The 12,251-nt window shown below is 62.6% G+C and carries 13 protein-coding genes; 8 read left to right on the top strand and 5 right to left on the bottom strand.

Translation table 11 applies throughout. From position 1 onward, the window contains the following. The first annotated feature begins 103 nt into the window (after positions 1 to 103). The 3 genes from argB (at position 104) to ACQ7C1_RS10775 (ending at position 3,165) form a co-directional block, all read left to right on the top strand. Positions 104 to 991 (top strand): acetylglutamate kinase, encoded by an 888-nt coding sequence (argB, locus tag ACQ7C1_RS10785; RefSeq protein WP_011423809.1) that lies wholly within the window; start codon positions 104 to 106, stop codon positions 989 to 991. A 545-nt stretch (positions 992 to 1,536) separates the two neighbouring features. Next, positions 1,537 to 1,908 carry a VOC family protein gene (locus tag ACQ7C1_RS10780; protein ID WP_430958252.1) on the top strand — a complete coding sequence of 124 codons (372 nt, stop codon included), beginning with the start codon at positions 1,537 to 1,539 and terminating at the stop codon, positions 1,906 to 1,908. 108 nt (positions 1,909 to 2,016) lie between these two features. Then, positions 2,017 to 3,165 (top strand): alpha-hydroxy acid oxidase, encoded by a 1,149-nt coding sequence (locus ACQ7C1_RS10775; RefSeq protein WP_430958251.1) that lies wholly within the window; start codon positions 2,017 to 2,019, stop codon positions 3,163 to 3,165. 60 nt (positions 3,166 to 3,225) lie between these two features. Here ACQ7C1_RS10775 and ACQ7C1_RS10770 read toward each other — a convergent pair whose 3' ends face one another. Both ACQ7C1_RS10770 and ACQ7C1_RS10765 read right to left on the bottom strand, forming a co-directional pair. After that, positions 3,226 to 3,996 carry an isocitrate lyase/PEP mutase family protein gene (locus ACQ7C1_RS10770; protein ID WP_430958250.1) on the bottom strand — a complete coding sequence of 257 codons (771 nt, stop codon included), beginning with the start codon at positions 3,994 to 3,996 and terminating at the stop codon, positions 3,226 to 3,228. Then, positions 3,993 to 5,066: a bifunctional transcriptional activator/DNA repair enzyme AdaA gene (locus tag ACQ7C1_RS10765; protein WP_183700482.1), complete on the bottom strand. Its 1,074-nt coding sequence runs from the start codon at positions 5,064 to 5,066 to the stop codon at positions 3,993 to 3,995. The genes ACQ7C1_RS10770 and ACQ7C1_RS10765 overlap by 4 nt, the downstream gene beginning before the upstream one ends. 104 nt (positions 5,067 to 5,170) lie before the next feature. On the opposite strand from ACQ7C1_RS10765, the gene ACQ7C1_RS10760 reads away from it, so the two are divergent. Beyond that, on the top strand, positions 5,171 to 5,887 hold the full coding sequence (locus ACQ7C1_RS10760) for a pyrimidine 5'-nucleotidase (protein WP_085776758.1): 717 nt from the start codon (positions 5,171 to 5,173) through the stop codon (positions 5,885 to 5,887). Between the two features lie 108 nt (positions 5,888 to 5,995). Continuing rightward, complete coding sequence (locus ACQ7C1_RS10755; RefSeq protein ID WP_430958249.1) at positions 5,996 to 6,613, top strand: calcium-binding protein; 618 nt, start codon at positions 5,996 to 5,998, stop codon at positions 6,611 to 6,613. Positions 6,614 to 6,669: 56 nt separating this feature from the next. Here the strand turns inward: ACQ7C1_RS10755 and ACQ7C1_RS10750 are convergent, their stop codons facing one another. Beyond that, complete coding sequence (locus ACQ7C1_RS10750) at positions 6,670 to 7,551, bottom strand: LOG family protein (RefSeq protein WP_221127692.1); 882 nt, start codon at positions 7,549 to 7,551, stop codon at positions 6,670 to 6,672. A gap of 194 nt (positions 7,552 to 7,745) precedes the next feature. Here ACQ7C1_RS10750 and dapD point away from each other — a divergent pair, with 194 nt between their 5' ends. From dapD to ACQ7C1_RS10735, 3 genes are all read left to right on the top strand, one after another. After that, entirely contained in the window at positions 7,746 to 8,606 is an 861-nt protein-coding gene (gene dapD / locus ACQ7C1_RS10745; protein WP_097599424.1) for a 2,3,4,5-tetrahydropyridine-2,6-dicarboxylate N-succinyltransferase, read from the top strand. A 101-nt stretch (positions 8,607 to 8,707) separates the two neighbouring features. Continuing rightward, complete coding sequence (dapE, locus tag ACQ7C1_RS10740; protein ID WP_430958282.1) at positions 8,708 to 9,901, top strand: succinyl-diaminopimelate desuccinylase; 1,194 nt, start codon at positions 8,708 to 8,710, stop codon at positions 9,899 to 9,901. Next, a complete protein-coding gene (locus ACQ7C1_RS10735) occupies positions 9,888 to 10,484 on the top strand; it encodes a hypothetical protein (protein WP_085776754.1) in 597 nt (198 codons plus the stop codon). Before dapE ends, ACQ7C1_RS10735 begins: the two co-directional genes overlap by 14 nt. Before the next feature lie 21 nt (positions 10,485 to 10,505). Here the strand turns inward: ACQ7C1_RS10735 and truA are convergent, their stop codons facing one another. Next, the gene (truA, locus tag ACQ7C1_RS10730; RefSeq protein WP_430958248.1) at positions 10,506 to 11,303 is read right to left on the bottom strand and encodes a tRNA pseudouridine(38-40) synthase TruA; all 798 of its coding nucleotides are present in this window, start codon (positions 11,301 to 11,303) and stop codon (positions 10,506 to 10,508) included. Then, positions 11,303 to 12,238 carry a methionyl-tRNA formyltransferase gene (gene fmt, locus ACQ7C1_RS10725; RefSeq protein WP_430958247.1) on the bottom strand — a complete coding sequence of 312 codons (936 nt, stop codon included), beginning with the start codon at positions 12,236 to 12,238 and terminating at the stop codon, positions 11,303 to 11,305. Before fmt ends, truA begins: the two co-directional genes overlap by 1 nt. Between the last annotated feature and the right edge of the window lie 13 nt (positions 12,239 to 12,251).

Below are 12,251 nucleotides of genomic sequence, written 5' to 3'. Positions count from 1 at the left end.
CCTTTGGCTCCGTGCCAGATACGAAAAACTATTGCGGTCTGGATTATTCCCTCTGTCAGAAACTTGCGATAAAAGGCCCGCGATCAACTCCTGCGGGGTCCCCATGAACGAGTCCGAAAGCGAAATCCAGGCACGTCTTCTCGCCCAGGCGCTGCCTTTCATGCAGCGTTATGAAAACAAGACGATCGTGGTGAAGTACGGCGGCCATGCGATGGGCAATCCCGAGCTCGGCAAGGCCTTTGCCAGCGATATCGCGCTTCTGAAGCAGTCGGGCGTCAACCCGATCGTCGTCCACGGCGGCGGCCCGCAGATCGGCGCGATGCTGACCAAGATGGGCATCGAATCGAAATTCGAAGGCGGGCTTCGCGTCACCGACCAGAAGACGGTCGAGATCGTCGAGATGGTGCTCGCCGGCTCGATCAACAAGGAGATCGTCGCGCTGATCAATCAGACCGGCGAATGGGCGATCGGCCTTTGCGGCAAGGACGGCAACATGGTCTTCGCCGAAAAGGCGCGCAAGACCATCAAGGACCCGGATTCCAACATCGAGCGGGTGCTCGATCTCGGCTTCGTCGGTGAAGTGGTGGAGGTCGACCGCACGCTGCTCGATCTGCTCGCCCGCTCCGAGATGATACCGGTCATCGCGCCGGTGGCGCCGGGCCGCGACGGCGCGACCTACAATATCAACGCCGACACTTTCGCCGGCGCCATTGCCGGCGCGCTCAACGCCACCCGCCTGCTGTTTTTGACCGACGTTCCCGGCGTGCTCGACAAGAAGGGTCAGCTCATCAAGGAACTTTCCGTCGCCGAAGCGCATGCGCTGATCGCCGACGGCACGATCTCGGGCGGCATGATCCCGAAGGTCGAGACCTGCATCGATGCCATCAAGGCCGGCGTGCAGGGGGTCGTCATCCTGAACGGCAAGACCGCCCATTCCGTCCTGCTCGAGATCTTCACCGAGCACGGCATCGGAACGCTGATCGTGCCCTGATCAAGGACTCTGCGCCCTTCAGCGGAACGAGGGCGCATCTTCCTCACGCCGGCGCACCGCCTGCCCAACTCTACGCTCCTCCCGCGCTCCCTTATCCGGTGACCCGACGGCATAGGATTTGCCGGAGCAAGGTTGCGTAGCCTCTGCATCAGCCGCGTCAGAGGATAAGCGCAAAACCCCAAGAGAGCCTCACCCTGAGGCGCCCCGCAGGGGCCTCGAAGGGCGGGGCGGGTGCTCGGACGTTTGATGAATGAAAGGAGCGGCGTTGGCGCATGTCCTTCGAGGCTCCGGCCTTCGGCCTGCGCGCCTCAGAGTCTGTGAATCTTTTGGATTTCGTCGTTTTCAAAAGAGCTAAGTCATTGATTTAACGCGCATTGAAAAATTGGAAAATCGATAGATTCACAGGCTCTCAGGATGAGGACCGTTGAAGGATGCCCGCGCCGAAGCAAAGAGGTGTTGAAGGATCGCATCCCATGCAATAACTGGCATTGAAGCGCGGCAAGGCAGAGCCAATGCGGGTGCGCCCTCAGCAGAGGATATGGATCATGCGCCTCAATCAGGTGACCGTTACGATGCCTGACCTCGATGCGGGCTGGCATTTCTACTACGTCCTCGGTCTTCGCCCCGTTGTCGATGCGCGTCCCCGGTATGCGCGTTTCGTCTGCCCCGATGGGGACAGCACTTTTTCGCTTCACCAGGGCGAGAAAGGCGGCGGCGGGACGACGGTCTATTTCGAGTGCGAGGATCTGGACGAAACGGTCGCCAAGCTTAGCGCAGCCGGACTTCGGTTCGCAAGCGGGCCGGAGGACAAGAGCTGGCTGTGGCGTGAGGCGGAGCTGTTCGATCCCGGCGGCAACCGCGTCGTTCTTTATTTCGCCGGATCCAACCGCGTCGATCCGCCATGGCGGGTGGGATGAGCGGCCAATCTTCGCGCCGAGAGGTCGCAAATCGTACAATGAAGCCTTGGCAAGATTTCGAATCGTGCTTTAGGTTGCGCCCCGAAAATCAACGGCTCGAGCAAAAAGATGCGCCTTACAGACTGCTATAACTTCCACGATTTCCGGCGCATGGCCAAGCGGCGTCTTCCAGGGCCGATCTTCGACTATATCGACGGCGCCGCCGATGACGAGGTGACGTATCGGCGCAATACCGCAGCCTTCGACAATTGTGATCTGGTGCCCGATGTTCTCAAAGGGGTGGCCGAGGTCGATATGTCGGTGACGGTCATGGGGCAGAAGCTCGCCATGCCGGTCTATTGCTCGCCGACGGCGTTGCAGCGGCTGTTTCACCACCAGGGGGAACGGGCGGTCGCGGCGGCGGCGGCGAAATACGGCACGATGTTCGGCGTCTCCTCACTCGGCACGATCAGCCTGGAGGAGGCCAGGCAGATCAGCGACGGACCTCAGGTCTATCAGTTCTATTTCCATAAGGACCGCGGGTTGAACCGCGAGATGATGGTGCGGGCGAAAACGGCGGGCGTGCAGGCGATGATGCTGACGGTCGACAGCATCACCGGCGGCAACCGCGAGCGCGACAAGCGCACGGGTTTTTCCATTCCCTTCAAGCTCAATCTCGCCGGCATGATGCAGTTTGCGATCAAGCCCTCCTGGGCGATCGGCTGGATGACGCATGAGGGTTTCCGGCTGCCGCAGCTCGAAAACCATGTCAAGATGGATGGCGGCGCGCTGTCGATCAGTCGCTATTTCACCGAAATGCTCGATCCCTCCATGTCGTGGAACGACGTGGCCGACATGGTACAGGCCTGGGGTGGGCAATTCTGCCTGAAGGGCATTATGTCGGTGGAGGACGCCAAGCGCGCGGTCGAGATCGGCTGCACCGGCATCGTGCTGTCCAACCATGGCGGCCGCCAGCTCGACGGCTCGCGCAGCGCCTTCGATCAACTGGCCGAGATCGTCGATGCCGTCGGCGACCGGATCGACGTCATGATGGATGGCGGCGTGCAGCGGGGAACGCATGTTCTCAAAGCGCTGTCGCTGGGGGCCAAGGCCGTCGGGCTCGGCCGTTACTACCTCTTCCCGCTGGCAGCCGCCGGACAACCCGGCGTCGAACGGGCGCTGGAGACGATGCGCACCGAGCTCGAGCGCGACATGAAGCTGATGGGCTGCACCTCGGTCAGCCAGCTGACGCGGCGCAATCTGCGCTTCCGTTCCTGAGCAGAGCGATCATTCCGGGCCGCAACCTTTCCTCGGGATGCGGCCTCGCGCGGATTGGCCTCAGAGCAGGCTGTAGATCGCCGCAGCCTCCTGCCTCAGCTTTTCCATCATCGACCGGTAAGGCCCCGGCCCATAGCTGATGCGGCCGACCCCGAGCTTTGCCAATGTTTTCACATCAGGCGCGCCCGTCCGCATCATGATGTTGACCGGCAGCGACGAGGCTGCGCAGATCTTTTCGATCAAGGCGGGATCGATCAGGCCCGGAACGAAGAAGCCGCTGCCGCCGGCCGCGGCGTAGGCCCTGCCCCGCTCGATCGCCTCATCCACCAGGCCGGTATGTTTGGAGAGGTCGCTCTCGGCCAGGAAGAGGTCGGTACGGGCATTGACGAAGAAAGGCATGTCTTTGCTGTCGGCCATGGCGCGAATGGCGCGGATGCGGGCCGCCTGGCTTTCGACCGGATAGAGCCCCTCGCCCGCAACCACCCGATCCTCGAAATTGATGCCGATGACGCCGACCTCCATCAGCTTGGCGACATTGGCGGCCGCACCCTGAGGGTCTGCCGAATAAGCCCCTTCGAAATCGACCGAAAGCGGCAGGTCGACGGCATCGGTGATGGATTTCGCCGTCTCTACAAGCACCGACATCGGCAGTTTCTCGCCGTCGGCAAAGCCATGAGCTGCGGCAACCGACCAGCTTCCGGTGGCAAGCGCCTTGGCGCCGGCATCGGCGACGGCCTTCGCCGTCCCCGCATCCCAGATATTGTAGAGGACGATCGGGTCGCCCTTCTTGTGAAGCGCGCCGAATGCCTTGGCCTTTTCAGTCCGGTTCATGCTGTCTCCTCCATCCTTGTCTCCATGCTGATCTTCTCTTCGTGGCGCAGCAGCCATTGCTTGCGCCAGAGGCCGCCGCCGTAACCGGTCAGCGAGCCGTCCGCACCGAGGATACGATGACAGGGCACGATGATGGCAAGCTGGTTGGCGCCATTGGCGCGGCCGACTGCCCGTACGACCTCCGGCCTTTCCATCTCCCTGGCGAGATCGCCATAGGCGCGCGTCTGCCCGACCGGGATCTCCATCAGCTTTGCCCAGACATGCTTTTCGAAGGGCGTGCCGCCAAGCGCCAGAGGCGTCCTGAAGACGGTCAACCGGCCTTCGAAATAATCGCGGATCTCCCCCTCGATCTGATCTATCGCGGGGGTGCGGCCGATTGCGAGGGAGGAGCGAACGCGCTTCTGCAGCGCTTCGAGTTCGCTCAGCAGCGCCTTGCGATCGTGAAATTCGAGAAGATGCAGACGCGTCTTGTCGGCGACCGCGATCATCGGCCCGAGCGGCGTATCGAACCAGTCGGCAAAAAGCAGTTCGCGATTCTGCGAGAGTGCCGGCGCCTTGCCGACGAGCCGCTGGAACGCCGCCCGGAAACCGCTCGGAGATTCGTACCCCGCGTCGATCTGGGCATCGATGACACGCGCCCCATCCGCCAGCTGCCGGGCCGCTTCGCCGAGCCTGATATAACGGACGATGTCATGGAAGGTCATGCCGAGCGCCCGCTTGAAGGCGCGCCGCACGGTCGAGGGATCATGGCCGCGGCGCACGAGCTCCTCCTCGCTCCAGCGAACCTCCGGCTCGTCGTCGAGTGCGGCAAGCAACAGATCGACGACCGGCTCCCTGCCCGGTTGCTCCAACGGCCTGCAGCGCCGGCAGGGGCGGAAGCCGGAATGCATGCAGGCGGCGATTGTCTCGAAGAACAGCGTATTTTCCCGCTTCGGCTTGCGCGCCGGACAGGTCAGACGGCAGAAGATGCCTGTCGTCTTGACGCAGACATAGGCCTGGCCCTCATACTCGGCGCTGCGCGCGATCAGGGCATCATAGAGCGTGTCATCGTCGGGGCGTTCGAAAAGCATGACCGCTTTCTAACATCCCTGGCCTGCCGCGTCCGCCGAAAATCGGGCGTCTATTTTTTCTCTGTCGATTTCCTTGGGCGACCAGCCGTGCCATAAGGGCGGCCATGACCAAGATCGACCGTACGCCTGAAAAAGCCGATTTCGAACACGTGACAGATTGGGTGTTCGATCTCGACAACACGCTCTATCCCCATCACATCAATCTCTTCGCGCAGATCGACAAGAACATGACCGCCTATGTCGCGGCGCTGTTGCAGATGGAGCGGGAAGAGGCGCGCAAGCTGCAGAAGCAGTATTATCTCGACCACGGCACGACGCTGCAGGGCCTGATGATCCATCACGGCATCGATCCGAACGACTTCCTCGAAAAGGCGCATGCGATCGACTATTCGGCGCTGACGCCGCAGCCGGAACTCGGCGAAGCGATCAAGGCGCTGCCGGGGCGCAAGTTCATCTTTACCAACGGCAGCGTCAAACATGCAGAGATGACCGCCGGAGCGCTCGGTATCCTCGAGCATTTCGACGATATTTTCGACATCGTCGCCGCCGAGTACGTGCCGAAGCCGGCGCAGGCGACCTATGACAAGTTTGCGGCGCTGAAGCGGGTCGAAACGAACAAGGCGGCGATGTTCGAGGATCTGCCGCGCAATCTGACGGTACCGAAGGCGCTCGGCATGCAAACCGTGCTGCTTGTGCCGCGCAACCTGGAAGAAACGGTTGTCGAATGGTGGGAAAAGACCAGCGGCGACGAGGATCACATCGATTTCGTCACCGACGACCTCGTCGCGTTTCTCGGCAAGGTGACCAGATCCGGCGGCTGACCGCCAGGTTACGAAAGTTTCACACAGCTTACCGATGTTTAACTGGGTCTTTCAGGCCCGCTGCCATAGCTTCTTTCGTGAGGGGACACCTTACGAAAGGGAAACACGATGTACCGCAACAAGCTGATACTGGCAGCGCTCTCCTCCGTCCTAATCTTCGGCGCTGCAACCGGCGCAAGCTTTGCCGCGCCGGGCGACGGGCCGCGCCCGCATCATACCGGCATGGACCGCCCGGGCCGCGACGCCTTCCTCGAAATCACCTATGTCCGCGTGCTCAAGCAGTTCGACGCGAACAAGGATGGAAAGGTCTCCAAGGAGGAGGCGACGAGCGGCCTCGACAAGATTTTCGCGGCGATCGACACCAACAATGACGGGTCGCTGACGCCCGGCGAAATCCGGCAGTACCGGCAGACGCAGCTGCAGGCGATGAGAGATCAGCACAAACAGGACGCCGGCGACGAGAAGGACGCGAATGCCGCGCCCGACATGCCGGACAGCGAATCCGGGCAGCGGCCGCGCGACGGCCATGACGGTCATCGCTGGATGCGCCATGGCGGCAATATCATGCGCGCTTCGATGATCATGCATCGGATCGACACCGACGAGAACGGGCAGATTTCCAAACAGGAGGCCGTGGCCGCCTTCGACAAGCTGTTCACGCGCATGGACCGCAACAAGGATGGCGTCATCTCGATCGACGACATGCCGGATCGGCCGCTGCTGTAAGCGCGGACGAACCGTTGCCCCTGCTCTTTCCCCATCCGACGGGGAAAGAGCATATCTCAGAGACTCTGGCCCGGTTCGCGGTGTTCGTAGAACTCCTGGACGATCTTCCACGCGGCGTCAGCCGTGTCGACGAAGCTTATCAGCTTGACGTCATCCGGCGCGATCGTGCCGAATTCCGCCAGGGCGTCGAAATTGATGATGCGGCGCCAGAAGGCCTCGCCGAAAAGGATCAGCGGCAGACGCTCCATGCGGCCGGTCTGGATCAGCGTCAGACATTCGAAGAATTCATCGAGCGTTCCGAAACCGCCGGGGAAGACCGCGATCGCCTTGGCGCGCACCATGAAATGCATCTTGCGAATGGCGAAATAGTGAAAATTGAAGCTGAGTTCGGGCGTGACATAGACGTTCGGAGCCTGCTCGTGCGGCAGCACGATGTTGAGACCGATCGACGGCGCGCCTTCGTCGGCCGCACCGCGATTGCCGGCCTCCATGACGCCGGGGCCGCCGCCGGTCACGATGACATATTCCTGAAAGTCGAAGCCCGCCGAATATTTCGAGCAGAGACGGGCAAATTTGCGCGCCTCGTCATAATAGACGGAGGCCGCCTCCAGATTGGCGCGCTGGATCTCGTTGCGCGCCGCCCAGGCACTCTGGCCGGGAGCGGGAATGCGGGCGCCGCCGAACATGACGACGGTCGACCGGATGCCGCGCTCGGTCAGCATCATCTCCGTCTTCAGCAGTTCCAGTTGCAGGCGGATCGGCCGCAACTCCTCACGGCAGAGGAAATCCTCGTCGACATAGGCTAGGCGATAGGCCGGCGACAGCGTCTGCGGCGTCTTCGGCACGGCCTCGGCGCGCTGCCTGTCGGTCGAGCTGCTCTTCAACGGGTCCCATACGCCGTCCTTGCGCCTAGAACCGCCGTTTCGTCCCTTCGCCATGTCGAAATGCCTTTCAGTATTGCCGGCCGTGAAACCGGATATGTCGCTATAACGCCTTGAATCCAGGTATGATCTTGTTCGAAAAATCATTCCGTTCTACGCGTGCATGCTGTAGAGCAGGACAAACCCACGCCGATCGCATGTCCGGAGACTCCGCCGTCTCCACGATAAACATCGAAGTTTAAGGAATTCTCATGAGCGCCACCGACCTCGCATCCCTGGAAAAGACCATCGAAGCGGCCTTCGACAATCGCGATAATGTGAACGTCTCGACGAAGGGCGAGGTCCGCGATGCGGTCGAAGCGGCGCTCGATCTGCTCGATTCCGGCAAGGCCCGCGTGGCGACCCGCGGCGCCGATGGCGCCTGGACGGTCAATCAGTGGCTGAAAAAGGCGGTGCTCTTGTCCTTCCGCCTCAACGACATGGAAGTGGTCAAGGGCGGCTCGGGCAATTCCGTCTGGTGGGACAAAGTCCCCTCGAAGTTCGAGAACTGGGGCGAAACCCAGTTCCGCGCCGCGGGTTTCCGCGCCGTGCCGAACTGCGTCGTGCGCCGGTCGGCCTATATTGCCCCGAATGCGATCCTGATGCCCTCCTTCGTCAATCTCGGCGCCTATGTCGGCGAAGGCACGATGGTCGACACCTGGGCAACGGTCGGCTCCTGCGCGCAAATCGGCAAACATGTGCATCTGTCCGGCGGCGTCGGCATCGGCGGCGTGCTCGAACCGATGCAGGCCGGCCCGACCATCATCGAAGACAATTGCTTCATCGGCGCCCGTTCCGAAGTGGTCGAAGGCTGCATCATCCGCGAAGGCTCGGTGCTCGGCATGGGCGTCTATATCGGCAAGTCGACCAAAATTGTCGACCGCGCCACCGGCGAGGTGATGTATGGCGAAGTGCCGCCCTATTCCGTCGTCGTCGCCGGCTCGATGGCCTCGGCCAATGCTACGATGGCAAACGGCCAGCCGGCGCCGCATCTCTACTGCGCCGTCATCGTCAAGCGCGTCGACGAACAGACCCGCTCCAAGACTGGTATCAACGAGCTGCTTCGCGATTGATGACATCGGGAGATTGATCCGGTAAACAGACGGCGTCTTTTTGCGCGAGGCGGCCCCGCCTTGCCATGTCTTTGCCATTGCCGCTGGATAATTCGACCGCCATGACCGTTACCGATCCCGTCGCCAATCTGCAGACGCTGATTCGCTGCCCCTCCGTCACACCAGCCGAAGGCGGCGCGCTGACGGCCCTCGCGGCGATGCTTGCGCCGCTTGGCTTCAAAGTCGACAAAGTGAGAGCGAGCGAAGAGGGAACGTCCGATATCGAGAACCTTTATGCCCGCCTCGGCAGCAACGGCCCGCACTTGATGTTTGCCGGCCATACCGATGTCGTGCCGGTTGGCGATGAAGCCGCCTGGACGCACCCGCCTTTTGCCGCGGAGATATCAAAGGACGAACTCTTCGGCCGCGGCGCCGTCGACATGAAGGGCGGCATCGCGTGTTTCGTCGCCGCCGTTGCCCGCCACATCGAAAGGAACGGGCCGCCTGCCGGCTCGATCTCTTTCCTCATCACCGGCGACGAAGAAGGCCCGGCGATCAACGGCACGATCAAACTGCTGCAATGGGCGGCGGAGCGCGGCGAACGCTGGGACGCCTGCCTTGTCGGAGAACCGACCAATCCGGACCGGCTTGGTGACATGATCAAGATCGGCCGGCGCGGCTCGCTATCGGGCAGGATCATCGTACACGGCGTTCAGGGCCATGCCGCTTACCCGCACCTCGCCGACAATCCGGTGCGCGGTATACTGCAGCTGACGCAGGCGCTGATGGATCCGCCTTTCGACGGCGGCACCGACGATTTCCAGCCGTCGAACCTCGAAGTGACGACGGTCGATGTCGGCAATCCTGCGACGAACGTCATTCCGGCCAAGGCATCGGCAAGCTTCAATATCCGCTTCAACGACAGCTGGACCGTCGAAACGCTGCGCGCCGAAATCCTGCGCCGGCTCGAAGCCGCCGCCGGCAATGGCCAGCTGCGTCCGGGCCGCGAGCCAGTCAAATACGATATCGTCTGGGCGGACCAGCCGAGCCATGTCTTCCTGACCCGCAACAACGCCCTGATTGCTTCGCTATCGTCTGCCATCGAAAGCGTGGCCGGCCGGTCTCCGGCGCTTTCGACGACCGGCGGCACGTCGGATGCGCGCTTCATCAAGGATTATTGCCCGGTCGTCGAGTTCGGCCTGGTCGGCCAGACGATGCATATGGTCGACGAGCGCGTTACTCTTGCCGATCTGGAGACGCTGACGGCGATCTACGAGACCTTCATCGACCGCTGGTTCGCCCATGCCGGGTCTTAGGGAAGTCCAGTATTACCTGGCCGGCCTCTGGCTGCTGATCCGGATGGATCCGCGCGGCTTCCGCTTCCTCGATCTGTCGGAGCGCGGCGTCAACCGGTCGTTCTGGGCGATGGCCTGGTGCCTGCCGCCGATGGGCATTTCCTGGCTCTGGTGGCGACAGGCCTTCCTGCGGTCGATGCCGCCGGAGGCCGATGTCGATCTTGCCTTCTACATCAGGCTCGGCCTTGTCGAGGTCGCCAACTGGTTCGTGCCGCTGGTCTTTGCCGGGCTGCTGCTGCTTGCCTTCCGCATGGGCGAGCGCTTCGCCCCCGTCGTCGTCAGCGTCAACTGGCTCGGCGTGCCGCTCTCCTATATCAACGGTCTGCTGCTGGCGCTGGTGTTCTTCCTGCCCGGCACGGTCGGCCTCGTCTCGCTGCTACTGCTCGCCTTCATGCTGGCGCAGGTCTTCGCTTTGGCGCGCATTCTCAGAATGATCTGCCACGATCACGCGCTGATGGTCGGGGCGCTGACGCTGGTGCTGCTGGTGCCATCGATGATCCTTTCGGAATATCTGCAGCACTTTCTCGGCATCTACCCCGCCTGACCAGCCTCGGCGGCGGCGGCTTTACGACGGATCGTCGTTTTCGTCGCTCGGCCTTCGCCGGTCGGTGATCACCTCGGGATAATCCACCTGCATGAAATAGAGGCCTTCCGGCGGCGCCACCGGGCCGCAAGCCTTGCGATCCTGCGCCTCCAGCGCAGCCTGGACATCATCAGGCGTCCATTTGCCTTCACCGGCGAGCTTCAGCGTGCCGGCGAAGGAACGGATCTGGTTGTGGAGGAAGCTCTGCGCCGTGGCGCGGATCTCGATCAATTCGCCATTTTGCGTCACGTCAAGCCGGTCGAGCGTGCGCACCGGGCTGTTCGCCTGACAATGGGCGGAGCGAAAAGTGGAGAAATCGTGCCTGCCGACCAGCCGCTGAGCGGCGGCGTGCATGACCTCGTGATCGAGCGCCTTCGGCACCCACCAGGCCTTGCCGGCCTCGAGCGCCAGCGGCGCCCGGCGGCTGACGATGCGGTAGAGATAATGGCGCCTGAGGGCGGAGAAGCGGGCATCGAAGAAGTCGGGCACCGCCTCGACGTCGAGAATAGAGACACGCTCGCCGGCAAGCCGCAGATGCGCGTTCAAGGCATTTTGCAGCTTGTAGGGCGACCAACTCTTGGAAAGATCGGCATGGATCACCTGTCCCATGGCGTGGACGCCGGAATCGGTGCGGCCGGCGCCGCGGATCGACACGGTCTCGCCGGTCAGCGACAATACCGCCGCCTCGATCGCGCCCTGCACCGAGGGTCCGTTCTCCTGCCGCTGCCAGCCGACATAGGGGCCGCCGTCATATTCGACAGTCATGCGGAAGCGCGGCATCAGGAAAGCCTCGTGCCGGCCGCAAGCGGCGTGCCTCGGAGGAAATCCGCCGCGACCAGCGGCTTGCCGCCGGCCCTCTGCAGCCGTGTCAGCCGCACCGCACCTGAAGCGCAGGCAATCACGAGATCATCCGTCAGCAGCTCTCCGGCAGCGCCGTGCCCTGGTGCCAGCTCCGAGCCCAGCACCTTGACCCGTTCCTGCTTGCCGCCGATCTCAAGCTCGAACCAGGCGCCCGGGAATGGAGCGAGGCCACGGATATGATTGTGCACATCACGGGCATCTCTGGCAAAATCGATGCGCGTCTCGGCCTTGTCGATCTTGGCGGCGTACAGCACGCCCTCCTCCCGCTGCGGCGTCAGCGGCAGGTCGTTCATCTCCAGCTTCACCATGGCTTCCGCCATCGCCTTGGCGCCGACCTGCATCAGCCGGTCGTGCAATTCGCCCGCCGTCATGTTCGGGCCGATCTCGACTTCGCGGGTCAGCGCGACCGCGCCGGTGTCGAGCCCCTTGTCCATCTTCATCACCATCATGCCGGTCTTGTCGTCGCCGGCCATGATCGCCCGCTGGATCGGCGCAGCACCGCGCCAGCGCGGCAGCAGCGAAGCATGACCGTTGTAACAGCCCTCGCGGGTGCCGTTCAAAACGGCCTCCGGCAACAGCAGTCCGTAGGCGACGACGACGCCGACATCGGCCTTGAAGGCGGCAAACCGCTCGCGCTCCTCGGCATCTTTGAAATTGACCGGCGTGAAGACGGGAAGACCGAGCAGTTCGGCCGCCTGATGCACCGGCGATTTCTGCAGATCGAGCCCGCGGCGTCCGCCCGGCCGCGGCGGCTGTGTGTAGACGGCGACGATTTTGTGGCCGGCGTCGACGAGCAAGCGCAAGGTCGGAACCGAGAACTCAGGCGTTCCCATAAAGATGATGCGAAGAGACATTTTATCTCGCCAG

This window comes from Rhizobium sp. Nf11,1 (assembly GCF_050587665.1).
In the GTDB taxonomy this organism is placed as follows: domain Bacteria; phylum Pseudomonadota; class Alphaproteobacteria; order Rhizobiales; family Rhizobiaceae; genus Rhizobium.
This window is presented reverse-complemented; position numbering and strand designations above follow the sequence as displayed.

Excerpts from the sequence above, each read along its gene's own strand:
- ACQ7C1_RS10760 (WP_085776758.1), top strand. The coding sequence starts at position 5,171 with ATGACCAAGATCGACCGTACGCCTGAAAAAGCCGATTTCGAACACGTG.
- ACQ7C1_RS10770 (WP_430958250.1), bottom strand. The coding sequence starts at position 3,996 with ATGAACCGGACTGAAAAGGCCAAGGCATTCGGCGCGCTTCACAAGAAG.
- ACQ7C1_RS10780 (WP_430958252.1), top strand. The coding sequence starts at position 1,537 with ATGCGCCTCAATCAGGTGACCGTTACGATGCCTGACCTCGATGCGGGC.
- fmt (WP_430958247.1), bottom strand. The coding sequence starts at position 12,238 with ATGTCTCTTCGCATCATCTTTATGGGAACGCCTGAGTTCTCGGTTCCG.
- ACQ7C1_RS10765 (WP_183700482.1), bottom strand. The coding sequence starts at position 5,066 with ATGCTTTTCGAACGCCCCGACGATGACACGCTCTATGATGCCCTGATC.
- ACQ7C1_RS10755 (WP_430958249.1), top strand. The coding sequence starts at position 5,996 with ATGTACCGCAACAAGCTGATACTGGCAGCGCTCTCCTCCGTCCTAATC.
- dapE (WP_430958282.1), top strand. The coding sequence starts at position 8,708 with ATGACCGTTACCGATCCCGTCGCCAATCTGCAGACGCTGATTCGCTGC.
- ACQ7C1_RS10750 (WP_221127692.1), bottom strand. The coding sequence starts at position 7,551 with ATGGCGAAGGGACGAAACGGCGGTTCTAGGCGCAAGGACGGCGTATGG.
- ACQ7C1_RS10735 (WP_085776754.1), top strand. The coding sequence starts at position 9,888 with ATGCCGGGTCTTAGGGAAGTCCAGTATTACCTGGCCGGCCTCTGGCTG.
- ACQ7C1_RS10775 (WP_430958251.1), top strand. The coding sequence starts at position 2,017 with ATGCGCCTTACAGACTGCTATAACTTCCACGATTTCCGGCGCATGGCC.
- truA (WP_430958248.1), bottom strand. The coding sequence starts at position 11,303 with ATGCCGCGCTTCCGCATGACTGTCGAATATGACGGCGGCCCCTATGTC.
- argB (WP_011423809.1), top strand. The coding sequence starts at position 104 with ATGAACGAGTCCGAAAGCGAAATCCAGGCACGTCTTCTCGCCCAGGCG.
- dapD (WP_097599424.1), top strand. The coding sequence starts at position 7,746 with ATGAGCGCCACCGACCTCGCATCCCTGGAAAAGACCATCGAAGCGGCC.